Origin of the sequence: uncultured Parolsenella sp. (genome assembly GCF_934660935.1) — a bacterium.
In the GTDB taxonomy this organism is placed as follows: Bacteria; Actinomycetota; Coriobacteriia; order Coriobacteriales; family Atopobiaceae; genus Parolsenella.
Genome location: NZ_CAKUIH010000002.1, coordinates 167,985 through 191,631, shown reverse-complemented (window position 1 = coordinate 191,631; position 23,647 = coordinate 167,985). Strand labels below are relative to the sequence as shown.

The window sequence follows — 23,647 nt, the reverse complement described above, 5'->3', positions numbered from 1 at the left end:
TAGCGGCTGATACGCACTACCAGTCCGCACAAAAAAGAGGGGGCGTCCTTTCGGACGTCCCCTCACCCAAGCGTATGTAAGACGTTAATTAAGCGCTCTTACGGACGTTGGAGGCCTGGAGCTTGCCATTCTGACCAGTGGTGATGTCAAACTCGACAGCCTGGCCCTCGTCGAGGGTCTTGAAGCCGTCCATCTGAATCTCGGAGTAGTGGACGAACAGGTCGTCGCCGTCCTCGCGAGAGATGAAGCCGTAGCCCTTGTCCGGATTGAACCACTTAACAGTACCCTGAGCCATGACGTGCCTTTCTTTCGTTTGCCCCTCCGAGGGCAACACTGCGCTTGCGCGCTGAACATAACTTGCGACCAGATGGTCAACAGGGAATAGTCTACCCCAGCAACCAGCCGCTACGGACGAGAAACCGAAAATGCGTAGAGCTCTCGCGAACGGTATAAATGCACCCGCGGACGCAACGCAACGCCCGGCAGCTCCGACACGCCGCCGCCGAGACATGCGTTTCTTCGAGTTATGGGGCCTGATTCTCATTCTTAACTCTAAATAACGCATGTCTCGATGAAGCTAAACCGTGCATCACCGTCGATCATCACACTAAAACCTGAAAAAGGGACTGTCCCTTTTTCAGGTTTTGAGGAGTAGCGGACACGAAAAACAAAAAGCCGGCGCTCGGAGGTGAATCCGAACGCCGGCTAAGTCTCATTGCAGACAAGAGACAACGCCACTAGAGGGCAGTGGCCCATTTAGCTGGACAACAACCCATTACAGGTAGGCGACAGCCTTGATCTCGACCTTGGCACCTTTGGGGAGGGCGGCAACCTCGAAGGCGGCGCGAGCCGGATACGGAGCGGCGAAGAACTCGGCGTAGACCTCGTTCATGGCGCCAAAATCAGCGATGGAGTCGAGGAGAACGACGGTCTCGGCGACGTCGGCCATGGTGGCACCGGCAGCCTCGAGGACGTTCTTGACGTTGGTCAGGCTCTGACGGGTCTGGGCCTGGATGTCGTCGCCAGCGAACTCGCCGGTGGCGGGGTCAACGGGGAGCTGACCAGAAACGTGAATGCAGTTGCCGGACTTGGTGGCGGCGGAGTACGGACCCACAGCAGCGGGGGCCTTGTCAGTGACGACGGCTTCGATGGACATGTGATTCTCCTTTTGTTTGACGATATTGCCTATCGTTGTTTAGAAGCTTAACGATAAAGAAGGCCCCTTGTCAATGACTCGAACGGCGAAAGGACCAGCTTTTAGTGCTCAAGTTGGTGCCGCGCCCGAAACCGCGCACGCAGTCAGCGCGGGACGAACGTGCCCACAGCCGGCTCGCTGCCAGCGCGGGACGCACGCGCCCGGCACCGCGCCCGCCGCCGACTCGCGACTAACGCGGAACGTACGTGCCCGGTGTCGCCCCCGTCGGCTCGCCGTCACGCGCCGCGAGTACGCCGTTCACGTAGGTGAGGCGCACCCTGCCGTGGCAGACAAAACCCTCGTACGGGGTGTGGTCGACGTTCTGGTGCTGGGTCTTCGCCGAGATGGTCCACTCGACGGACGGATCCCAGACGCAGACGTCCGCATCCGAACCCTCCGCCAGGCAACCCTTGCGAGGCCACATGCCAAAGACGCGGGCGGGGTTCTCGCTCATGAGGCGGCAGAGGTCCGTGGGGCCAAGCTGGCCCTCGAACGTCGTCGCGATGAGCGCGGGCCTGTGCTCGACGCCCGCGCCGCCGTTGGGGACGGCGCGGAAGTCATCCACGCCGCGATCCTTCTGCCCATGGAGGTTGAAGCTGCAGTGATCCGTGGCGATGGTGTCGATCTCGCCGTCGAGCAGCGCCTGGCGAAGTGCCGCGCGGTCAGACGGCTTGCGCGGAGGCGGGCTCATGACGAACTCGAGGCCCTCGAGACCGTCCTCTCCCCTACGCGTGAAGCACGTGTCATCAAGCAGCAAGTACTGAGGGCAAGTCTCGACGAAGATGTTCTTCTGACCGCGCGCCTTGGCGGCGCGAATGGCCTCGAGGCCAAGCTTCGTGGAGAGGTGCACCACATTCACGCGCGCGTCTCCCGCGAGGTGGGCGAGGTAGAGCAGGCGGCTTACGGCCTCGGCCTCGCACTCGGCAGGACGGCTCAGAGGATGACCTTCCGGTCCGTGAATGCCAGCCTCGTACACGCGCTTCTGGAGGGCGTCGACGAGGGTGCCGTTCTCGCAGTGGACGCAGAGCGTGCCGCCAAACGGCTTCAGGGCCTCGAGCACCTCAAGGGTCTCCGCGTCATCAAGGCGCAGATGGTCATAGGCGAAGTAGGTCTTGAAGGAGCTGACGCCGCCAGCGCGCATCGCAGCGAGGTCCTCGTGGTTGCGCTCGTTCCACTCCGCGATCGCCATGTGGAAGGCATAGTTTGACGTGCAGGTGCCATCCGCGCGCTTATGCCACTCCGCCAGAGCGTCCGGCATGGTCACGCCGCGATCGGCCGTGGCGTAGTCAACGATGGTGGTGGTGCCACCGCAGGCAGCGGCGCGGGTGCCCGTCTCGAAGCTATCCGCCGTCCAGTCGATGCCCGTCCAGCACTGCATGTGCGTGTGGGCGTCAATGAAACCCGGGAAGACCCAGCAGCCCGCAGCGTCAGCAACCTCATCGCCATCGCCGGCCTCGATCGAAGCCGCGATGCGGACGATCTTGTCACCCTCCAGAGCCACATCACCCACGCGTAGCCCGTCGGGGCAAACTAGGGTTCCGCCCTTGATGATGATCATTGGCAACTCCCTCCACGTCCAAGTCCACTTTCCAGAATCTCACGGGCACGCCCGAGGTCATCGGGCGTGTCGATATCCCAAAGCTCCCACGGAAGCGACGCTTCGACACTCACACAGACGTCGCCCTCCCCCACGACCGAGCTCCCACCAGCATCACCCTCGACGCTCGAAAGTGCTTCATAGAAGTTGCTGGGGAACAACACCGGGGAAGCGGGGCGGCCGCGCCAGGAAAGGCGCACGAGGACATCCGGCCGCAGCGCGGAGACCCCAAGCATGCGAGTGACGCTCCCGTGCTCGACGAGGGGCTGGTCTCCCGGTAGGAACAGGCATGCGTCCCACCCAGCGTCACGGGCAAAGGCGGCCGCAGCACGCACGGAAGCGGATTGCCCGAGCGTAGCGGCGACGTCCTCGTCAAAGCCATCCGGACGAACACGCTCTATGCCGCGGGCGTTCGCGATAGCATCGACCTCAGGCGTGGCGGACACCACGACGATGGGCATGCCGGCGGGCACGCAATCGATGGTGCGGGCAACCACGGGTTCGCCAAGAAGGGGCTCCACGAGTTTGTTCTTGCCATAGCGCACCGAGTGACCGGCGGCGAGCACGGCGGCGCCAACGACGCGGCCTTCGCCCGAAACCGAATCCGCGCCCGCGGACGAAACGGCCACCGTCCCATGCGGAAACGCTGCGTCAAACTGCGCGCCGGCGGCGGAGTTCACCGAAGCGGTCCAGCGCTCGTACGCAGCGAGGAGGGCATCCGCCTCCGGCGTGGGCGTAGACCCGCCACCACCGGCGCCGCCCACGACGCGGGTGGTCAGCGGGGAGCCCAGACCCTTCTCAGCCGTACGGACGAGGGCCAGGGCCTTGGTGTAGGCCATGCCCATGGATATCGAGGCGGCGCGGAGGCTCCCGCACTCGCGGATGCGACGCAGCAGCTCCGCGGGACCGGGACCGAAGACGCGCTCGCCCTCGTCATTAACTAGGTATGTTCTTACGCTTGGTCTCATGTCACCCATTATCCCAAACGAAGCTGACAATTAATCAGCGTTCACGCGTTGTTTTCGCAAACGGACAACCACGGTCCGCAGGCGAGGGCGCGCAAGTCTCCGAAAAGCAAGCGTGCGTGACCTCCCCCGAGGCCACGCACGCGGCATTCGCTCTTAGGCGCGGATGGTGGTTCCGGTATTGCCGGCAAGACCGTCCTTGGCCTTCTCGAGCAGCGTGATGAGGGCGGAGCGGCCAGGCTTGCTCTCGGCGAACTTCGCACACGCGAGGACCTTGGGCTCCATCGAACCCTTGCCAAACTCGCCTGCCTCGGCAAGCTCGTGGGCCTCGGCGGGCGTGAGCTCGTCGAGCCAGCGCTCGTCGGGCTTGCCAAAGCGCACGGCCACCTTCTCGACCGCGGTGAGGATCACGAGGTAGTCCGCGTCGAGGGACTCGGCGAGAAGCTCGGCGGCGAAGTCCTTGTCGATGACAGCCGCGGCACCCTTGAGGTGGTGGTCACCGGTGGGAAGCACCGGGATGCCGCCACCACCGCAGGCGATGACGATGTGGTTCGCTTGGACGAGCGAGGTGATCGTGTCGAGCTCGACGATGCGCTTGGGCTTCGGAGAGGCGACGACACGGCGATAACCCCTGCCAGAGTCCTCCATGAAGTCATAGTCGCGATCGCGGTGAAGGACCTCGGCCTCCTCCTTCGTCATGAAGGAGCCGATGGGCTTGGTCGGGTTGGAGAACGCGGGATCCTCCGGGTCGACCTCGACCTGGGTGAGGACGGTGGCGACGCCCTTGGCAATGCCGCGGCGCTCCATCTCCTCGCGCAGTGCGTTCTGCAGGTCATAGCCGATATAGCCCTGGCTCATGGCACCGCAGACGGAAAGCGGGCACGGGATGTACTTCTCCGGATTAGAGCGCGTGAGCTCGGTCATGGCGTTGGCGATCATACCGACCTGGGGACCGTTGCCATGGACAACGACGACCTCGTTGCCCTGCTCGATGAGATCCACGATCGCCTGGCTGGTCACACGGACGGCGACGGCCTGCTCAGGAAGATTGTTGCCGAGAGCGTTGCCGCCAAGGGCGACGACGATTCGCTTGGACATATCGACTCCGATCCTTGAGGGCGCCTCGGCCCTGCAAGATATGGGCGCACGATTGCGCGGCCCTGAAAATTGATAAAGCTGTCCCTAGGGTCGCGCGTTCGCCCGAAACGAAACGCGCGACCCTGGACCTTCGCCTGTCAGTGGTATTGGCGGCGGTAGTGCCGGAGAACCGGCTCTGTCTAGGTAGCAGGCCTCGGTCCTGCGTCCGCGCTCAGACCGCGGACGCAGGCGGCGGGGGGCATTAGGCCTGGTACCAGCGGGGAGTGGCGGCAGCCTCAAGAGCCTGAAGGGTCTCGATCGGGTTGGCGACCTTCTGCAGGAAGATCATCGCGGCGATCGCGTAGGGCTTGTAGGAGGCCTCCTTGTACATGCCAACGCGGTGCATGTCGAAGACGTCAGCCATGACCTCGCCGTGCTCGCAGGAGACGCCGGAGATGTCAGCGGGCAGCGGGTGCATGAAGATGGTGTCCTGGCCGTTGGCGGTCTTAGCCATGAGGTCAGTCGTGGAGCACCAATCCTTGTGCGTGGCGTTCTGGGCGAGGAGCTCCTTCTCGAGCGCGGCGATGCCGGCGTCGTCACCCTCCGCGTAGAGGTTGGTGCGGCGCTCCATGGCGGCGTAGGGAGCCCAGGACTTCGGGATCACGATGTCGGCGCCCTCGAAGGCCTCTTCCATGGTGTTGACCTGGTTGAAGGTGCAGCCGTTCTCAGAGGCGTACTTCTTGGCGGCCTCGACGCGGTCGCCCATGAGGTCGTAGCCCTCGGGGTGAGCCAGGGTGACGTCCATGCCGAAGCGCGGGAGCAGGCTGATGAGGGACTGCGGGCAGGACAGCGGCTTGCCGTAGGAGGGCGAGTAGGCCCAGGTCACGGCAACCTTCTTGCCACGGAGGTTCTCAAGGCCGCCGAACTCCTCGATGAGGTAGAGCATGTCGGCGGAGGACTGCGTCGGGTGGTCGGAGTCGGACTGGAGGGAGATGAGCGTCGGACGGTGGTCGAGGACGCCATCCTCGTAGGCCTGCGCCACGGAGTCGGAGACCTCCTGCATGTAGGCGTCGCCCTTGCCGATATACATGTCGTCGCGGATGCCGATGACGTCAGCCATGAAGGAGATCATCGTGGCGGTCTCGCGGACGGTCTCGCCGTGGGCGATCTGGGACTTCTTCTCGTCGAGGTCCTGGAGCTCGAGGCCGAGGAGGTTCGTGGCCTTGGAGAAGGAGAAGCGGGTGCGCGTGGAGTTGTCGCGGAAGAGGGAGACGGCGAGGCCGGAGTCGAAGATCTTGGACGAGATGTTGCGCTCGCGGAGGTTGCGGAGGGCGGCGGCGACCGCGTAGAGGGCGCGGAGCTCGTCGGTGGTCTTGTCCCAGGTGTGCAGGAAGTCGCTCTGGTACATGCCCTTGAAGTCGAGGCCGGAAAGCATGTCGGTGTACTGGCTGATCTCGCTCATGTTATGTCCTCTCGGATCGAATTGCGTGTGTATGGCTGGGGAGTTGACAAAGGGACTGTCCCTTTGTCAGTTGTCGTGTGACGGGGGACCTGAAAAAGGGACTGTCCCTTTTGCAGGTTTCCGCGGAGTCGAGCTACTTGATGTCGTTGTCGGTGAGCTCGGCGCGGTAGGTGGTGGCGTTGTCCATCTCGGCGCTGGGCTCGTAGAGGTTCAGAGCGGCGACGTAGAGGGCGGCGCAGGTCGGGAGGTCCTGCTTGTAGGTGACCTCGTTGGGAGCGTGGGCCTGGGACTCGGCGCCGGGACCAAAGCCGACGCAGGGGATGCCGTAGCGGCCCTGGATGGAGACGCAGTTCGTGGAGAAGGTCCACTTGTCGCACAGCGGGCGGCCGGCACGCTTGTCCATGGACTTCTCGCAGCCGATGCGCTCATCGCCGAAGAGGGCCTTGTGGGCGTCGACGAGGGCCTTGACGTGCGGAGCGGTCTCCTTGTTGATCCACGTCGGGAAGTAGGCCTCGGTCTCGTAGACCTCGCCGGTCCAGGACGGACGGTCATACATGTACATGGAGACCTTGACGTCCTCGCCGTACTTCTTGACGGCCGGGAGGTTCTCAACCTCCTCCAGGCAGGACTTGTAGGTCTCGCCGGCGGTCATGCGGCGGTCGATGGAGATAGCGCAGGAGTCGGCGACGGCGCAGCGGGACGGAGAAGTGTAGAAGATCTGGGAGACGGTGCAGGTGCCGCGGCCGAGGAAGCGGGCGTCCTCGTAGTGATCCGGGTTGTACTTCGGGTCGAGCATCTTCACGAGGCCCTTGACGTCGGTCGACTCGTCGCAGCCGTTGTTGTTGAGCTTGCGGACGTCGGCGATGATGTCGGCCATCTTGTAGATGGCGTTGTCGCCGCGGTCGGGGGCAGAGCCGTGGCAGGAGGTGCCGTGAACGTCGACGCGGATCTCCATGCGGCCGCGGTGACCACGGTAGATGCCGCCGTCGGTGGGCTCGGTGGAGATGACGAACTCGGGCTTGATGCCGTCAACGTTGTAGATGTACTGCCAGCACATGCCGTCGCAGTCCTCTTCCTGGACGGTGCCGACGACCATGACCTTGTAGCCCTCGGGGATGAGGTCGAGGTCCTTCATCATCTTGGCAGCGTAGGTGGCGGAGGCCATGCCACCCTCCTGGTCGGAGCCACCACGGCCGCCGATCAGCTCGTCGTCCTCGAAACCCTTGTACGGGTCGAAGTCCCAGTTCTCGATGTTGCCGATGCCAACGGTGTCGATGTGGGAGTCGATGGCGATGATCTTGTCGCCGTCGCCCATAAAGCCCATGACGTTGCCAAGGCCGTCGACCTTGACCTCGTCGAAACCGAGCTTCTCCATCTCGGCCTTGATGCAGGCGACGACCTCGCCCTCCTCGCAGGACTCGGACGGGTGGCTGATCATGGCGCGAAGGAACGCGGTCATGTCCTTGCCGTAGTCCTCAGCGGTCTTCTTGATGAGGTCGTAATCGAGCTGCTTAGCCATGTCTGCAACCTTTCTGTTGGATGGCCCTTTTACCTGGAATCACTTGGCGCCACTCCTGGGGCGCCCGCAGTTAGTAAGGAAGTCCTCGCGGTGAGGCCGGACCTGCGCGAAAGAAACTCTCGCGGCGAGGCCGGTTCGAGCGGAGCGCCCTAGAAGGTGGGGTACTCGCCCTCCCAGACGATCCTACGATACTGCTCGGGATCAGTGTCGCCCTCGGTGGAGAAGCAGAGGACGGAGCTGTTCTCGTCGAGGCCGATGGCCTCCTTGAGCTCGGCGTACTCCGGGTCCTGCATGAGCGTCATGACGAGGCCGCTCGTGACGGCGCCAGACTCGCCGGAAATGACGCGCGGGTCGCCCTTCTCGGGGGCGCCGAGGACGCGCATGCCGCGAGCGGTCACCCAGTCAGGGCAGGAGACGAAGGCGCGGACGTGGTTGCGCAGGATGTCCCAGCCGAGGATGTTGGGCTCGCCGCAGCAGAGGCCGGCCATGATGGACGGCATGTCGCCGCCGACGATGCGGGGCTCGCCGTCGCCAGCCTTGGCACCCTTGTAGAGGCACGCGGCCGGGGCGCACTCGGCGACGACGAAGATGGGCGGGTTGTCCGGGAAGAGGTTGGTGAAGTAGCCCACGACGGCACCGGCGAGCGAACCGACGCCAGCCTGGACGAAGACGTGGGTCGGGCGCTCGACGCCAGCCTCGGCGAGCTGCTCGGCAGCCTCTGAGGCCATGGTGCCGTAGCCCTCCATGATCCAGGACGGGATCTTCTCGTAGCCCTCCCAGGCGGTGTCCTGGACGATCACGCCGCGCTCGCAGGCGTCAGCCTCGGCGGCAGCCATGCGGACGCACTCGTCGTAGTTGACCTCCTCGATGGTGACCTTGGCACCCTCGGCGGCGATGTTGTCGAAGCGGGGCTTCGTGGAACCCTTGGGCATGTGGACGACGGCCTTCTGGCCGAGCTTGTTGGCAGCCCAGGCAACGCCGCGGCCATGGTTGCCGTCAGTGGCGGTGAAGAAGGTGGCCTGGCCGAAGTCGCGCGCGAGCTCGTCGGAGGTGAGGTAGTCGTAGGTGCAATCTGCGACGTCCTTGTTGGTCTCGTCGGCGATGTAGTTGGCCATCGCGAAGGAGCCACCGAGGACCTTGAAGGCGTTGAGGCCGAAGCGATACGACTCGTCCTTCACGGCAAGGCCGGCGATACCGAGGCGCTTGGCCTGCTGATCGAGGCAAGCAAGCGGCGTCACAGAATACTGGGGGAAGCTCTCGTGGAAGGCGCAGGCCTTCTTGACGTTCTCCAGGGACATGATGCCGAGGTGCGCGTCATCGCTCTTGGGCATCTCGTTAACAGCCCATTCGATCCTCTCGCTCACGTTTGCGTCCTTTCCGTCGCGACCGACTAGCACAGCGGGAACCTCACCCGCCGAATGACCGACTAATTGTTTGCGAACCAAACAATTAGTTTGTTATTCCATATGAAACCATACTTCTTGTTCGAATCAAGGCAGGAATTGTGCCGATTGGCGAACGTACGGTTTTCAAGCGTGAACGGAGACGCGCAACATAAACCAGACAAATAGCTTGGATAGGAGCGACGAACGCGGGAGATGAGCGACGGGCACGGGATACAGGCGAGCGGCACACCCCTACCCCGCTAGATAGCAAACGAGCCGCAATCGCGGCTCGCTTGGTTACTTCGCAAATTGTGCGGCAAGACCTGAAAAAGGGACAGTCCCTCTTGCAGGTTGACAAAGGGACTGTCCCTTTGTCAACTTTCGTCGACCAGGCGCTCGCGCTCCTCGGGGGAGAAGGCGGCCTTGTCGACAAGATCGACAGCCCTCGTGCCAAGAGCGATGGCTTCGTCGAACAGGTCAAGCGAACGCTCGAGCGAGGTGCCCTTGTCGCGCACCGTGGCAACAATCTCGTCGAGACGGTCAGTCACGTCCGAGAAGCGCTCGTAACTTGAGGTGTCCGGCTTGGAAGCCATGGCTACTCGCCCTCTCGGGCCCACTCGGGCACGTCAGAGGCCTTGTAATCGCCGTCGTAGAAGTCCTCGTGCTCAGGCGCGAAGCCTTCCTCCGGGGCGTATTCGCAGTCATCCTCGTCGCCATAGGCGGCCGAGGCGAGCTCCGCTGCGGAGTCCTCGTAGTTCTTGCGAGCGACCTCGATCACGTCAACGCCGTTGTCGATATCCGCGGCGACACGGCCGAGAACGCCGTTCACGAAACGGGAGGACTCATCCGAGCTGCCAAAGGCCTTCGCAAGCTCGACGCACTCGTCGATGCTGACGGCCTTGTCGACGTCATCCTCGAAGAGAATCTCGTACAGGGCGACGCGCAGAAGGTTGCGGTCCGTCGCGGACATGCGGGAGATGCTCCAGTTGCGGGCGGCACCGGAAAGGACGTGGTCGAGCTCGGCGCGGTGCTCATCGGTACCGCGAGCGAGCTGCTCGCCGTACTCGACGAGGGGACCCTCGGAGAGCACGTAGTCACCAGCGAGGACATCGGCGACGCTGCGACCACAGGCCTCGGCCTGGAAGAGCAGCTGAAGGGCCTGGCAGCGGGCGAGCGTGCGCCCGACGATACGAGAGCTAGAAGACAAGGGACCTACTCCTTGGGGAAGATGAGTTCGTCGATGCAGACGTCAATGCTCGAGACGCGAACGCCAATCTGCGCGTCAACGGCGTTGGCGACGGCAGAACGGACCTCGGCGGCCAGCTTGGTGAACGGGTAGCCGAAGAACACGACGAGACGAACGGTGATGACGAGAGAGTCGTCATCCGCGACCGAGCACTCGACGGCGTTGGTGGTGGGCTGGGGCTTTGACGTGAGCATGGCGATGAGGCCGCGCGCGATGTCCTGGCCATAGATGGCAGCGACACCCTCGACCTTCTCCGCGGCAGTGCCCACAATCTGGGAGATGACGTTCTTCGACACGCCCATGCCGGCGATTCTCAGCTCATTGCTCATGCCTGCCCCTTTCCATGAGGGAAGCGAGGCCACGCCGGGTGGCGTGGCCGTGGGTTTGTGCTAGACGCGCGCGACGAACTTGCCCTCGCGAGTGTCGACCTTGATGACTTCGCCCTCGTTGAGGTACATCGGGACCTGAATGACAGCGCCGGTCTCGACGGTGGCAGGCTTGCCGCCACCCTGGACGGTGTCGCCCTTGAAGCCCGGGTCGGTCTTGGTGATCTCGACCTCGATGAACATCGGCGGCTGGACGGTGAGAAGGTCGTCGTCAGCGTACATCAGCTGGCAGGTGTCGTTCTCCTTGAGCCACTTGGAGTTCTCGCCGATGAAGTCAGCGGGGACGGGGATCTGCTCGTAGGTCTCCATGTCCATGAAGTAGTAGTTGTCACCGTCGTTGTAGAGATACTGCATCTCCTTGGTGGAGAGCATGACGGAGTCGAACTTGGAGCCAGCGTTGCAGGTCTGGTCGCCGATGACACGGCCGGAGCGGAGGTCCTTGATCTTGTAACGGACGAAGGCGCCACCCTTACCGGGCTTGACGTGCTGGAACTCGACGAGGGTGTAGATCTTATCCTTGATCTTGAGACCCATGCCGTTCTTGAACTCGGCGGTGCTGATCTGCTGCATCTGGCGACTCACTTTCTTATTGCTGCCCTCTCGGGCCGTTACGCATACGACTGATGGATTATATCACCTCGCGGGCTAGCGGCCCAAACGCGACAAACTCCGCACGCCTGCCTTGAGAACGTCGAGGAGCGACGGGCTCCTCTGCAGAAGGTCCTCCGGAAGATGCTCCCTCATGGCGCGCAGCGTCGCCTTGTTATCGCGCGTCGAGAAGTCGAAATGCCCATTTTCCTTGGTAAAGATCGCGAATCGGGCGATCTTTTTCCCGGGCAGGACCTCCGCGGCCACGTAGTCGACCTCATCCCACGGGATCTGGATGAAATCCTCCTTGTTGCGCTCGTTGTAAAACTCGAACGCGCGGTCGCCAACCATAACGTCGCCATAGGTGGTGAGCCCAGAGAGCGACGAGGCCCTCTCCGTGTAGTCGACCTTCGTGTTCTGAGACTGGACCATGCTTGTCTCCTTAGGCGTTTGACGAAAAGGCCGCACCCACCAGCTAGCGCCAGGGGTGCGGCCTGCTAGGACGCTATGAGCGTCTCATATCCTACATGAAGCCGAGCAGACGGCCCACGATGCCCACGGCGAACAGGGCGAGGATGATGACGATCGGGCTGACCTTCTTCTTGAGGAGCTTGCAGACCAGAAGCGTCAGGCCGACAGCTGCGAGACCAGGAATGAGCTGGTCGAGGTTTGCCTGGAGCGTGGTGGTCTTGACCGGGTCAAGTGCAGTGGCGCCGATCGAGCTATACGCCGTCAGAGCTTCCTTGACGCCCTCAGAACCGGCGGGCAGGCTCGCCCAGTCGATGTAGGCGCCCTCGGACTGCGTGATCTGGGAGACGATCGGGGTGAAGGAGATCGAGACCCAGCGCTCGACGAGCGAACCGATGATGAACATGCCGAGGATGGAGGCGCCCTCGGTCACCTTGCCCATGAGGCCGCCGGAGAGGTCCTTGGCGATGGAGGAACCCACCTTGTAGCCAAACTCCTGCGTGTACCAGAGGAACGCGTAGCGGATGATGTTCCACGCGAAGAAGAACAGAAGCGGTCCCATGATGCTGCCGGAGAGCGCGATGGAAGCGCCCAGGGCGCCGAGGATCGGGCGAAGGGTGAACCAGAAGGCCGGGTCGCCGACGCCGGCGAGCGGGCCCATCATGCCAACTTTCACGCCCTGGATGGCGACGTCGTCAATGGGGGCGCCGTTAGCGCGCTCCTCCTCGAGGGCAAGCGTGACGCCGATGACCGGCGCGGACACGTAGGGGTGTGTGTTGTAGAACTCGAGGTGGCGCTTCAGGGCGGCGATCTGGTCGTCCTTGTCGGTGTAGAGCTTCTTGATCGCGGGGATCATCGAGAAGCACCAACCGCCGTTCTGCATGCGCTCGTAGTTCCACGAGCCCTGGAGGAACTGGTGACGGAAGCAGACCTTCTGTCGGTCGGACTTAGTAAGCTGAACCTTATTCTCTGCCATGGTGATCACTCCCCCTTCCTACTCGTAGTCGTTCAGGATGTCGCCGAGCGGGTCGCCGGACCCACCGTTACCGCCGCCCTGCTTGGCCATGTCCTTGAGGCCGAGGTAGATGAGGGCGAGCGAGATGCCGATGAGGCCGAGGGCGATGAGCGTCAGCTGCGAAATGGCGGCGAGGACGAAGCCGAGGATGAAGAACGGCCAGGTCTCCTTGGTGGCCATCATGTTGATGACCATGGCGTAACCGACGGAAGCGACCATGCCGCCACCGACAGCCATGCCGCCGGAGAGCCAGCTGGGCATGGCGTTGAGGACGTTGGTCACGGCCTCGGCCGGGATGATGCAGAGCATGACGGCGGGGATGGCGATGCGGACGCCCTGCATGAGGATGCCGGCGACCTGCCAACGCTCGATGCCCGCAAAGTCGCCCTTCTCGGCGCACGCGTCCATGCCGTGGACCATGGCGGTCGCGATGGTGCGGCAGATCATCGTCAGGAAGAGGCCGGCGACGGACAGCGGCACGGCCACGGCGATGGCGGCCGTGATGGCCGTGGAGGAGTCGACGGTGCCGCCATTGAGGGCGAGCACCATGATGATCGAGGAGGCGACTGAGGCGAGGGCCGCGTCAGGGGCGACGGCGGCACCGATGTTCGCCCAGCCGAGAGCCATCATCTGGAGCGAACCGCCAAGAAGGATGCCCTCCTGGAGGTGGCCCGTGACGAGGCCGATCAGCGTGCACGCGACTAGCGGCTGATGGAACTGGAACTCGTCAAGGATGCCCTCCATGCCTGCAAGCAGGGCAACGATTGCGACGAGCGCGATGGTAATCGGAGACATGTGTTAGACCCTCCCTTACTTTGCCTGTTCGGCCAACTCGGCCTTGGCTTTCCTGAGCATTGCGTCGATGTCCTCAGAGGAGTCAGACGGAACCTTGCGGGCCTCGAGCTCGACACCCTTGGCCTTGAGCTCCTCGAGGGTCTTCACGTCATCCTCGCCCATAGCGATAGCGTTGGTGACCACGACCTTGCCCACGGAGTGCGCCATGGAGCCGATGTTGGCCTTCTTGATGTCAACGCCACCCTCGATGCACCTGAGGAGGTCCTGCGGGGTCTCGAAGAGCAGGAACGCCTTGGTGGCGCCGAAGCGCGGGTCCTTGGCGACCTCGACCATCTTGTTGATGGGCACGACGTTTGCCGGGACTCCCGGAGGCGCCGCCTGCTCGATCATGGTCTTGCGCAGCTCGTCGTGAGCGACGCCATCGGAGACCACGATGATGCGGTTCGGGGCGATCTGCTTGGTCCAGGCGGTTGCCACCTGACCATGGAGCAGACGCGTGTCGATGCGGACGGCGGCGATGTCGATCTTGCCGTCGCCAAGCACGGTCCCCGGCGCGATGGCACCGGCCTTGGCGGCAGGAGCCGCCTTGACCTCGGGTGCGGGCTCGAGCTCCTCGGGCAGAACGCAAACGCCCTTGCGCGCCTCGCCAACGATGTGCGCCGCGATTTCGTGGGCGGTCTTGGACGAATCAAAGCGTGCCGAGAAGGCCTCGATGACCATCGGCAAGCTGAGGCCCGTCACGATTGCCCAAGTGTCGTGGCCCTTGGCGAAGGCGGTCGTCTGGTTGAACGGCGTGCCTCCCCAAAGGTCGACCAGGAACAGGACCTGCTCCTGGTCCTCGAGAGTGGCGACTGCCTTCTCGAGGTTGGCCCTGAAGTCATCAGGGCCCATGGAGGGCTCGAGGCTCACGACGGCAACGTTCTCCTGGTCACCAAAGACCATGGAGCTCGTCTGCCGCACGCCTGCCGCAAGCTCGCCATGACTTGCTAGGACGATGCCTACCATTCCTACCTCCCATGCAGATATGGGGTCCATTTGGACCAAACGCAATGATAGTGGTTAAAGCTTTAACTGTGGAGAAAAATTGAGCTTGGTTTTACGTTCGGTTTCTCCACATTCTTGAAAGGTATATATGTTACAGTAAGCTATTTTCCTTATAGAAGCATCAACCCGACTACCAGCACCTTTAGCATCGGTAGTCGGGCTGAATAAGCCTGATATGTCAGGTAATGTTCACTCGCATGTGGTCATCTAAGCAACCGTTTGCGGAATAGTTCCGCCAGGTCCGAGGATTAACAAGCCTGAAATAACTCAACTCTCCACAGGTCAGAGTCTCTCCTAGGGAACGCCTATTAGCACGGAATGACCACGAGGTCATGGGTCGATTCGGTGAACGGCTCATAACCGTCCTCGGTCACCACGCCGAAGTCCTCGAGGCGGACGCCGAACTTGCCCGGCAGATAGATACCCGGCTCGATCGTGATGACGGCACCCGCGGGAATCGGGTCGAGGTTGCGGCGGTTGAAGTTCGGCTCCTCGTGAATCTCCACGCCAACGCCGTGGCCAAGGCCGTGCTTGTAGTAGTCGCCATAGCCGGCGTCAGAGATGACCTTGACGGAGTGGTCGTAGACGTCCTTACCGATGACGCCGGCGCGCGCCATGGCGGCGCACTCCTCGTGGGCGCGGCGCACGACGTCATAGACGTGACGCTGCTCCTCGGAGGGCTCGCCCAGGCAGACCGTACGGGTCATGTCAGAGTGGTAGTCAGCGACGCAGCAGCCGTAGTCCATGACGATCATGTCGCCTTCCTGGACGGGACGAGGGCCCGGCTGGGCGTGGGGGTTGGCACCGTTGGGGCCGCCGGCGATGATCGATCCGAAGGAAAGCGCGCTCGCACCGTTAGAGAGCATGTAGTTCTCGAGCTCGGCGCGGATCTCCTGCTCGGTCATGCCGGGCTTGATGTAGCCGCAGATGTGCGTGAAGGCATCGTCGGTGATCTTCTGCGCCTGGCACATGAGGTCGATCTCCTCGGCATCCTTGACGGCGCGGATGTTCACGAGGTCGCCGTGCAGGCGCGGGGTTGCAGGGGCAACGGAGTGGGCGGCGAGCTGGTGCTTGAACTCGTCATAGAAGGCAAGCGTGCAGGTGTCCTCGACGGCGACCACGCGGGCGCGGGCAGCGACGACGCAGGCAGCGGCCCAGAGCTCGCCGGTGACCGGCGACTCATCGAGCTCCCAGGCGGTATCGGGCCCAAGGCGCTCGCAGAAAGTGTTGTAGTAGCGGGAGTCGGTGTGGAGCATCTGGCGATCGGCGGTGATCACGACGGTGTGGGCCGTCTCGTCATCGAAGGTACGCTCGCAGCCGGTGAGCCAGCGGAGGTCCGGGTTGTTGCGGAGGACGACGGCGTCATAGCCACGCTCCTCCATGAGCTCGCGAAGGCGGGCGACGCGCTTGGCGCAAGACTTCTCATCTGCCATGTGAATCCCTTTCCACGGGTTTTATAAGCGTATGAACGGACGTAGCGCCGCCTCGGGAGACGGCGCGCGGGCCTTGCTATTTGGTGGCGGCCTCCTCGGCTTGCCTGGCGAGCCTTCGCGCGAGCTTCCTACGAGCGCGGCACCAGCCGGAGAGATGCGCGAGCAGAGTCTCGTCCTCGACGGAGCAAAGCCTCACGCGGCCAAAACCGAGGGGAAGTGCGGGCATGAAGCGATTGGAATGTGCGAACTCGTCCGCGCGCAGGGCCTCGAGCAGGCGTTCAGGATCGACGTTGCAGGCGACCTCCGGCAGGCCGAGCTTCTCGAGCAGGCCGTCCTGCGCGAAGACGAGGTCAACGACCGCCTGGTCAGGAGCCTGGCGAGCCGCAGCGAGGCGTGCGGAGATGCGGAGGCCCTCGGCAAGCAGACGGCCCTCGCAGACCTCGCGCTCAACGGCGAGCTGGCCGCCCTTGTCGTCCTGCTCCGCCAGACAAGCGCCAAGGGCGCGCCCCACGGACAGGCCATAGAGTATGCCCTGACGCATGGCGAGCGCCGTGGAGCTCGCGACGCGCGTGCGAGCCTTGGTGATGTCGAGAATCTCGTCGACGAGCGTGGCAGCGTCCGCGGAGACGATGCCATCCGCACGAACCGCGAGGTCAGAGAAGGCGCTCTCCCCCGCCGCGACGGCGCCGGCAACGAGCACGGCATACGCCATGAGCGTGGTGGGGTCATCCGCGGCCGCGGGGAGAAGGTCGGTGTCACAGAGCGAGAAGCGCAGGTTGGCGCGCGTGCGCAGGGACTCGGGCATGGAGGCGGAGTCGATGGCGCGGGGCGTCACCGGGACGTCGACCATGCCGTCGAGCGTCGTCGGCACGGAGACGACGGGAGAGCCCGTTTGCCAGGTGGCGGCGGCGAAGAGGACGAGCGAGAGGACGTCCGCGTCGCCGACGACAACAACCGGGTCATCGGGCGTCACGCCCGCGGCAGCGAACTCATCATAGAGGCGCATCGCGTGGGCGAGCTTGCGGCTCTCGCGACCAGACGGGACCTCGCGGACGGTGACGGAGAACCCCACGTCGACGAGCGAGCGTCGAAGGCGCTCCACGAGCTCGCCAGAGACGTCGTCGCCGGCGACAAGGAGCGTGTGACCGGGCTTGCCGGCGACGGACTTGGTTGCCTGGCCGAGCTGGTCTGCCACGCCGGGACCAACGCGCATGTCGCAGGCACCAGAGCGCAGCACGATGGACTGGCGGCGGATGGGCACGACGACGGGCTCGGGCTCCAACTCGTCACTCTTAGGGTCGCTCATAGGAGTCCCTTCTCCCAAAGGAGGGCACCCACCTCGTAGGCGACCTCCTCGAACGTCTTTCCGGAAATAATCACGCGATAGTCGCACGCCGCCTCGTAGAGCGGACGGCGATGCGCGTAGAGCGCGCGAGCGTGCTCGGCGTCACCGAGGTCCGGGCGCTTATCCGGCCTGCGGATCTGACGAAGCGAGTCCTCGAGCGTGCCATCTAGATAGACGATGCTACCCATCTCGCGCATGATGCGAGCGTTCTCCTCGGATTCGATCACGCCACCGCCACAGCTCACAAGGAGGCTGCGCTTGTCGCGAAGGCTCTCGAGCGAGCGAGTCTCCGCCTCGCGGAACGCCGCCTCGCCACGCGTCTCGAAGATGCGGGAGACGCTCGCGTGAAGCTCACGCTCGACCATGCGGTCGACGTCGACGAAGTCACGATGGAACATGTTGCCGAGGTTACGGGCGACCGTCGTCTTGCCAGCGCCGAGAAAGCCGATGAAAAAGACGTGGTCACAGCCATGATGAGCACGCTTATGGTCGCCTTGCGGCAGTGTGGGCATCCCCGTCATCGTCTTCGCCTCCCTCGGTCTTCGCTTAGGACAGATTGCACCGGAGCATACGCACCGCACTATGCGATTCTAGCAAGCCGTGAGACCTGTGAGGGCGAGGGCGACTCCGACGAGGCAGAAGGAGCCGGCAAGCCAGGGCCCAAGGGCGAACGTCCGATCGCCACGAACGAGGGAGAACAGCGCGCCCGCGAGGCACGCCAACGCAAACCCGACGAGGTTCCAAGCGCCAATGAGGCAGCCCCATGCGGAGAGGAACTTGACGTCTCCCAGGCCCATGCCAACATGGCCCGAGAGGCGGCGATAGCCCAGCTCAAGAAGCGTCCCGGCGGCAAGTTCGGACAGGGCGGCGGCAAGACAGTGCGCAAGCGGCGGAAATGCGGGCAGCAGCCCCGTCCGAGCACGCACCAGCCCCAAGAGGAGGCCGGCGGCGGCGACACCCACGCATGCGGCGTTGGGGATCGTCCGCTCCCGGGCGTCGACCACGGCGGCCCAAAGGGAGGCGCCCATGGCGAGGACGAGCGAGGCCGCGCAGATCGCCATACCCAAGGTTACTTCCGGGCGCCGATCGCACGTTCGAAGACGCGGAAGATGTGCGTGTACCAGAGGTCCGTCGTGCTCTGCGGGTCAACCAGGATGGGCCGCACGCCAGCGAGGTTGCCGGCCATGACGTCCGTGAAGACCTGATCGCCCACAAGCACCGCCTCTTCGGCGGTGGCACCCATGAGCTTGAGGGCGCGACGCACCGCGAAGGGCGCTGGCTTCATGGCATGGTGCACGACCTCGCAGCCAAGTTCCTTTGCGCTCTCCTCGACCTCGCGGGAGTGGAAGTTGTTCGAGACCATGCAGACCTTAATGCCCGCCGCGCGCAGGGAGTCAAGCCATGCGAGGGCGGACTTTGGGGCCTGCTTGGTGTCGCGCGGGACGACGGTGTTGTCGCGGTCGATCAGGACGCAGCGGACACCAGCCTCGACGAGGCCGTCGACGCCGATGGACGCGACGTCAGGCTCGCGCCTCCAGGGCTTAACCAGTGCCATTAGCGATTCGCCTCGATTGCCTGCAGGTGCTCGTCATAGGTAGCCGAGAACCATTCGTCGGTCTGGGTGATGTAGAAGTACAGGTAGTCAGTCTCGTCCGGAGAGAGCGCCGCCTTGATCGAATCGATGGAGGGTGAGCAGATGGGCGTCGGGGTGAGGCCGCTGTTGAGGTAGGTGTTGTAGGGACTGTCCTGCTTGAGATCATCAGCCGTGACCTCTCCGCCGGTGACGTACATCATCGTGGCGTCGCTCTGTAGCGCCATGCCGATCTTAAGGCGGTTGTAGAACGTGGAGGAGACCTTGGGACGCTGCGAATCCGTCACGGCCTCGCGCTCGATGATGCTCGCGAGCTTGAGGATGTCATAGTCGCTCATGTCAATGCCGTAGCGGTCCTTGATCAGGGACTTGGCGCTGTCAAAGTCGAGCGACATGACGTCGGACTTGTACTGGTCGAGCATCGCGCGGATGACGTCGTCCGCGGTGACGTTCGACTTGCCGGAGAAGTTGTAGGTCTTGGGACAGAGGAAGCCCTCGAGCGAGTCATCCTGCGCGTCGGCAAGGAAGGGGTAGTCCGCGACGTAGTTGGAGGCCTTTGCCTGGGCGAGGAAATCGTCAGAGGAGATGCTCGAGAACGTCTGGGAAACGACCGCCGCGGCCTGGGAGACCGTCAGGCCTTCCGGAATCGTAAACGCCCCGCTCGTGGAATTGGGGCCGGATACGAGCTGGTCGATGATCGAGTCAAAGCTCTGGCCCACGGTGAACATGTAGGCACCGCTCTTGAGAGAAGAGTCCGCCCCCTGCTTCCTGACCTCGGCCACGAAGTCATCGGAGCTGGCGATGACACCGGCATCCTCGAGCTTCGAGGCGATGGCAATGGCTCCGGACCCGTCGTCGATGACGACCTCAACCTGCATGCCCTGGTTGGGAAGATCTCCCTGGCTGGGCCTCTTGAGGAGGCGCGGCACGAAGACGACAGCGGCAACAACGATTGCGACGAGAACGATTACCGCAGCCAGAACGGGACCCTTGTGCGAGTGACCACCGCGGGCAGATGCGGCGCGCTGAGAGCGCGTGCGAGGGGTGGCGAGGCTCTGCATGCCAGTGGCGGAAGAGCGGCGACTCGCATTCGCGGGGCGTGCGGAGCGGGCGACAGCCGGACGCGAGGAACGGGCGGCAGCCGGGCGCGCGCCAGCAACGCGGGAAGGGGCGGCCGGACGAGAGCCTATGGCATACGGAGAGACCTGCGAGCCCGAACCCGTAGGACGCGACGCACGACGAGCGCCTGAAGAAGCCGCGTCACTCGAGAAGTGGGAGCCTCGACGATGCCTCTGAGAATCTGCCATAGGTGACCTTCCGAACTGCGCCGGCGGGCGCGTAGACTACCTGTCGCCCGACCCTCGCGAGTCAAGCCAGGCCTGCAGGAAGAGGGACGCGGCAATCATGTCTACCTTGCCACGCATCTGCTTCTCGTTGAGGCCCTGCTCACGCAGGATCCTCTTTGCCTCCGAGCTGGAGAGGCGCTCGTCGGCGAACTCAAGCGGGAGGTCGCAGGCTTCCGCGATGGAGCGAGCCTGAGCCATGACGCGCTCCGCCTGGGGACCGTCCTCGCCAGACATCGTCTGGGGACGCCCACAGACGAGGACCTCGGGCTCATAGTCCTCGAGGATGCGACGGAACGTCTTCGCGCACGAGAGAACCTCGGCCGCAGGCAGCACCTTCACAGGGCTGGCGACACGGCCGGAGGCATCACTCGCGGCGATGCCGATACGCACCTCGCCGATGTCGAGCGCGAGGACCCTCATGAGAGGGCTCCCGCGACGGCACCGGCGAGGTGGTCATATGTAAGAGTGAGCGAAGCCACGCGAGCCCTAGGAGAGCATCTCGCGGGCGGCAGCGAGCGCGGCGTCGATGCCGGAGGCATCCTTGCCGCCAGCCTGGGCCATGTTCGGGCGTCCGCCACCACGGCCGCCAACGTGGCCGGCGACGTTGCGAATCACGTCGCCAGCGCCGAAGCCGGCGGCAACGGCACCGTCAGTCGCGGCCGCGAGGAGCGCGACCTTGCCCTCGGGCGTGTTCGTGGCGAGGAAGCACGCGACGTCGCCGGTGGCCTTGTCACGGATGGCGTCCCAGGCCTCGCGGAGCTGGCCGGCCTCCAGGCCGTCCATGCGAGCGATGACCGCCTTGTAGGAGCCGCAATCGATAGCGGCGGCCATGGCCGTCTGGATCTTGTGAGAGGAACCGCCGAGGAGGGCCTGCTTGAGCTTGCCCTCGAGGTCACGGGCGGCGGCCTTCATGTCCGCGATGCGGCTGGCGGCGTCCTCGGGGCGGCACTTGAGCTCGGAGGCAACGGCGTCGAGGGCGTCATTGCGCTCGTCAAGCCAGGCAAGTGCGCCAAGGCTCGTCACGGCCTCGATGCGACGGACGTTGGAGCCGGTCGAGCTCTCCGAGACGATCTTGAAGAGACCGAGCTCGGAGGAGTTACGGGCGTGAGTGCCACCGCACAGCTCGCGGCTGAAGGGCTGGTCCTCGTTGCCCACGGAGACCATGCGCACGACGTCACCGTACTTCTCGCCGAACAGGGCGATGGCGCCGGCCTCCTTGGCCTCGTCGATGCTGCAGACGCGAGTCACGACGGGCTTGGCGGCGAAGATTTCGACGTTCACGAGGTCCTCGACCTCGTGAAGCTGCTCGGCCGTGAGGGCCTCGAAGTGCGTGAAGTCAAAGCGCAGGCGCGAATCGTCGCAAAGGGAGCCGGCCTGGCTGACGTGCTCGCCGAGAACCGTCTTGAGGGCGGCGTCGAGCAGGTGCGTGGCGGTGTGGTTGCGGCGGATGAGCTCGCGACGGTGGGCATCGATGGCGGCGCAGACGACGTCGCCCACGGAGATGGCGCCCTCGGCGACGTGAGCCATGTGAGCAAAGAGGCCGTTGTGGCCCTTGGTGTCGCTCACCTCGAGCTTGACGCCCTCGGCGCTGATGGTGCCGGTATCGCCCACCTGGCCGCCCATCTCGGCGTAGAACGGGGTGCGGTCGAGGATAACCTCGACGTCGGCACCGGCCTCGGCGCGCTCGACGGACTCGCCGTTCGTGACGATGGCGACGACGCGGGCATCGTCGACGGCGTTCGCGTCATAGCCCTCGAACTCGGTGGCGGCGAGCTTATCAGAGAGCTCGGTCCAGACGTTGTTGAAGTCACCCCAGGCGTCGCGGTTGGCGTTGGCGCGAGCGCGCTCCTTCTGCTCGGTCATGCAGGCGTCGAAGCCGTCCATGTCGACGTCGTGACCGGCGGCGGCGGAAATCTCGACCGTGAGGTCGATGGGGAAACCGTAGGTGTCGTGCAGCTTGAAGGCGACCTCGCCCGGAAGGGCCGCACCCTCGGCAAGACCGGCGATGGCCTCGTCGAGATAGGTGCGCCCGGTGTCGAGCGTGGTGGAGAAGCGCTCCTCCTCGGCGGCGACGATGCCCTTCACGAGCGCGACGTTTTTGAGCAGCTCGGGATAGGCCTCGCCCATGAGGCGGTTGACCTCATCGATGAACTTGGTGAGGAAGGCGCCCTCGATGCCCAGCAGGCGACCGTGGAACACGGCGCGACGAAGCAGGCGACGAAGGACGTACTCGCGACCCTCGTTGCCCGGCAGGATGCCGTCGGAGATCATGAAGTCAACGGCGCGGGCGTGGTCCGCGATGATGCGGAGGCTGCGGGAGGCGCCGGAGTAATCGTTGGCGTCATAGGTCTTGCCGGAGATCTCCTCGCCGAGGGCGATGAGGCTCTGCATGAGGTCGCCGTCATAGTTGGCGCTCTTGTGCTGCATGATGGCGGCCATGCGCTCGAGGCCCATGCCCGTGTCGAGGTTGCGGTGCGGAAGCTCCGGCAGAGAGCCGTCCTCCTGACGGTCGAACTGGGTGAACACGAGGTTCCAGAACTCGAGGAAGCGGTCGCAGTCGCAGCCGGGGGCGCAATCCGGCTTGCCACAGCCCACGTCCTCGCCCTGGTCGAAGTAAATCTCGGAGCAGGGGCCGCAGGGGCCGGTGGGGCCAGCGGCCCAGAAGTTGTCATCCTCGCCGAGGCGGGAGATGTGGTCCTCCGGGACGCCGAGGCTGCGCCAGACGTCATGCGTCTCGTCGTCATCCGTGAAGATGGTGAAGTAGAGGCGCTCGACCGGGAGGTGGAACTTCTCGGTGATGAGCTCAAAGGCCCAGGCGCAGGCCTGCTCCTTGGAAACTCCGCCGAAGGAGAAGTCACCGAGCATCTCGAAGAAGGAGAGGTGACGGCCATCCTCGCCGATGCAGTCGATGTCGTTGGTGCGCACGCACTTCTGGCAGCTGCAAGCGCCGATCTCCTTCATCGTCTTCTTGCCCTGGTAGTACTCCTTGAACTGGTTCATGCCAGCGTTGGCAAGAAGCAGCGAGGGGTCATCGGGGACGAGCGAGGAGCTGGGATACAGCTTCAGGCCGCGCTCCTCGAAGAACTTGAGGAAGGTCGAGCGAATCTCGGCGGTGGTCATGGACGGGAAATCGGCGGTGCTCATATCTCTCCCCTACGATCGGGTGGTGTCAGCGCATACAGCTCGTAAG

At 64.0% G+C, this 23,647-nt stretch carries 24 protein-coding genes; all 24 read right to left on the bottom strand.

What is annotated here, in order from left to right:
* Positions 1 to 88 precede the first annotated feature (88 nt).
* The gene (locus tag Q0H23_RS01875) at positions 89 to 295 is read right to left on the bottom strand and encodes a cold-shock protein (protein WP_293815537.1); all 207 of its coding nucleotides are present in this window, start codon (positions 293 to 295) and stop codon (positions 89 to 91) included.
* A 480-nt stretch (positions 296 to 775) separates the two neighbouring features.
* Positions 776 to 1,156 (bottom strand): Rid family detoxifying hydrolase, encoded by a 381-nt coding sequence (locus Q0H23_RS01870; protein ID WP_293815535.1) that lies wholly within the window; start codon positions 1,154 to 1,156, stop codon positions 776 to 778.
* Between the two features lie 229 nt (positions 1,157 to 1,385).
* Positions 1,386 to 2,753 (bottom strand): dihydropyrimidinase, encoded by a 1,368-nt coding sequence (gene hydA / locus Q0H23_RS01865; RefSeq protein ID WP_293835097.1) that lies wholly within the window; start codon positions 2,751 to 2,753, stop codon positions 1,386 to 1,388.
* Positions 2,750 to 3,760 (bottom strand): NTP transferase domain-containing protein, encoded by a 1,011-nt coding sequence (locus Q0H23_RS01860; RefSeq protein WP_293835095.1) that lies wholly within the window; start codon positions 3,758 to 3,760, stop codon positions 2,750 to 2,752. Before Q0H23_RS01860 ends, hydA begins: the two co-directional genes overlap by 4 nt.
* Positions 3,761 to 3,913: 153 nt before the next feature.
* Positions 3,914 to 4,855: a carbamate kinase gene (arcC, locus tag Q0H23_RS01855; RefSeq protein ID WP_293835092.1), complete on the bottom strand. Its 942-nt coding sequence runs from the start codon at positions 4,853 to 4,855 to the stop codon at positions 3,914 to 3,916.
* A 241-nt stretch (positions 4,856 to 5,096) separates the two neighbouring features.
* Complete coding sequence (gene ygeW / locus Q0H23_RS01850) at positions 5,097 to 6,296, bottom strand: knotted carbamoyltransferase YgeW (protein WP_293835089.1); 1,200 nt, start codon at positions 6,294 to 6,296, stop codon at positions 5,097 to 5,099.
* 133 nt (positions 6,297 to 6,429) lie between these two features.
* On the bottom strand, positions 6,430 to 7,815 hold the full coding sequence (locus Q0H23_RS01845) for a YgeY family selenium metabolism-linked hydrolase (protein WP_293835085.1): 1,386 nt from the start codon (positions 7,813 to 7,815) through the stop codon (positions 6,430 to 6,432).
* 149 nt (positions 7,816 to 7,964) lie between these two features.
* Entirely contained in the window at positions 7,965 to 9,179 is a 1,215-nt protein-coding gene (gene dpaL, locus Q0H23_RS01840; protein ID WP_293835082.1) for a diaminopropionate ammonia-lyase, read from the bottom strand.
* Between the two features lie 395 nt (positions 9,180 to 9,574).
* Positions 9,575 to 9,793: an exodeoxyribonuclease VII small subunit gene (locus Q0H23_RS01835; RefSeq protein ID WP_293835080.1), complete on the bottom strand. Its 219-nt coding sequence runs from the start codon at positions 9,791 to 9,793 to the stop codon at positions 9,575 to 9,577.
* 2 nt (positions 9,794 to 9,795) lie between these two features.
* A complete protein-coding gene (gene nusB / locus Q0H23_RS01830; RefSeq protein ID WP_293835077.1) occupies positions 9,796 to 10,407 on the bottom strand; it encodes a transcription antitermination factor NusB in 612 nt (203 codons plus the stop codon).
* Between the two features lie 5 nt (positions 10,408 to 10,412).
* On the bottom strand, positions 10,413 to 10,775 hold the full coding sequence (locus Q0H23_RS01825) for an Asp23/Gls24 family envelope stress response protein (protein ID WP_293816021.1): 363 nt from the start codon (positions 10,773 to 10,775) through the stop codon (positions 10,413 to 10,415).
* 60 nt (positions 10,776 to 10,835) lie between these two features.
* Positions 10,836 to 11,402: an elongation factor P gene (gene efp / locus Q0H23_RS01820; protein WP_293816019.1), complete on the bottom strand. Its 567-nt coding sequence runs from the start codon at positions 11,400 to 11,402 to the stop codon at positions 10,836 to 10,838.
* Positions 11,403 to 11,477: 75 nt separating this feature from the next.
* On the bottom strand, positions 11,478 to 11,852 hold the full coding sequence (locus tag Q0H23_RS01815; protein WP_293816017.1) for a DUF956 family protein: 375 nt from the start codon (positions 11,850 to 11,852) through the stop codon (positions 11,478 to 11,480).
* Positions 11,853 to 11,943: 91 nt separating this feature from the next.
* A complete protein-coding gene (locus tag Q0H23_RS01810) occupies positions 11,944 to 12,864 on the bottom strand; it encodes a PTS system mannose/fructose/sorbose family transporter subunit IID (RefSeq protein WP_293816015.1) in 921 nt (306 codons plus the stop codon).
* A gap of 18 nt (positions 12,865 to 12,882) precedes the next feature.
* On the bottom strand, positions 12,883 to 13,698 hold the full coding sequence (locus tag Q0H23_RS01805) for a PTS mannose/fructose/sorbose transporter subunit IIC (RefSeq protein WP_293835074.1): 816 nt from the start codon (positions 13,696 to 13,698) through the stop codon (positions 12,883 to 12,885).
* Positions 13,699 to 13,713: 15 nt separating this feature from the next.
* Complete coding sequence (locus Q0H23_RS01800; RefSeq protein ID WP_293835072.1) at positions 13,714 to 14,703, bottom strand: PTS sugar transporter subunit IIB; 990 nt, start codon at positions 14,701 to 14,703, stop codon at positions 13,714 to 13,716.
* 347 nt (positions 14,704 to 15,050) lie between these two features.
* Complete coding sequence (locus Q0H23_RS01795) at positions 15,051 to 16,175, bottom strand: Xaa-Pro peptidase family protein (protein WP_293835070.1); 1,125 nt, start codon at positions 16,173 to 16,175, stop codon at positions 15,051 to 15,053.
* 76 nt (positions 16,176 to 16,251) lie between these two features.
* On the bottom strand, positions 16,252 to 17,481 hold the full coding sequence (locus Q0H23_RS01790; protein ID WP_293835068.1) for a hypothetical protein: 1,230 nt from the start codon (positions 17,479 to 17,481) through the stop codon (positions 16,252 to 16,254).
* A complete protein-coding gene (locus Q0H23_RS01785; protein WP_293815243.1) occupies positions 17,478 to 18,041 on the bottom strand; it encodes a shikimate kinase in 564 nt (187 codons plus the stop codon). Before Q0H23_RS01785 ends, Q0H23_RS01790 begins: the two co-directional genes overlap by 4 nt.
* 69 nt (positions 18,042 to 18,110) lie before the next feature.
* Complete coding sequence (locus Q0H23_RS01780) at positions 18,111 to 18,581, bottom strand: prepilin peptidase (RefSeq protein ID WP_293835065.1); 471 nt, start codon at positions 18,579 to 18,581, stop codon at positions 18,111 to 18,113.
* Between the two features lie 8 nt (positions 18,582 to 18,589).
* Positions 18,590 to 19,075 carry a YqeG family HAD IIIA-type phosphatase gene (locus Q0H23_RS01775; RefSeq protein WP_293835062.1) on the bottom strand — a complete coding sequence of 162 codons (486 nt, stop codon included), beginning with the start codon at positions 19,073 to 19,075 and terminating at the stop codon, positions 18,590 to 18,592.
* Complete coding sequence (gene mltG, locus Q0H23_RS01770; protein WP_293835060.1) at positions 19,075 to 20,418, bottom strand: endolytic transglycosylase MltG; 1,344 nt, start codon at positions 20,416 to 20,418, stop codon at positions 19,075 to 19,077. Before mltG ends, Q0H23_RS01775 begins: the two co-directional genes overlap by 1 nt.
* A gap of 36 nt (positions 20,419 to 20,454) precedes the next feature.
* Positions 20,455 to 20,877, bottom strand: a complete 423-nt coding sequence (gene ruvX, locus Q0H23_RS01765) for a Holliday junction resolvase RuvX (protein WP_293815237.1) — start codon at positions 20,875 to 20,877, stop codon at positions 20,455 to 20,457.
* A gap of 66 nt (positions 20,878 to 20,943) precedes the next feature.
* Positions 20,944 to 23,601, bottom strand: coding sequence for an alanine--tRNA ligase (gene alaS, locus Q0H23_RS01760; RefSeq protein ID WP_293835058.1), 2,658 nt, complete (start codon positions 23,599 to 23,601; stop codon positions 20,944 to 20,946).
* Positions 23,602 to 23,647: the final 46 nt, after the last annotated feature.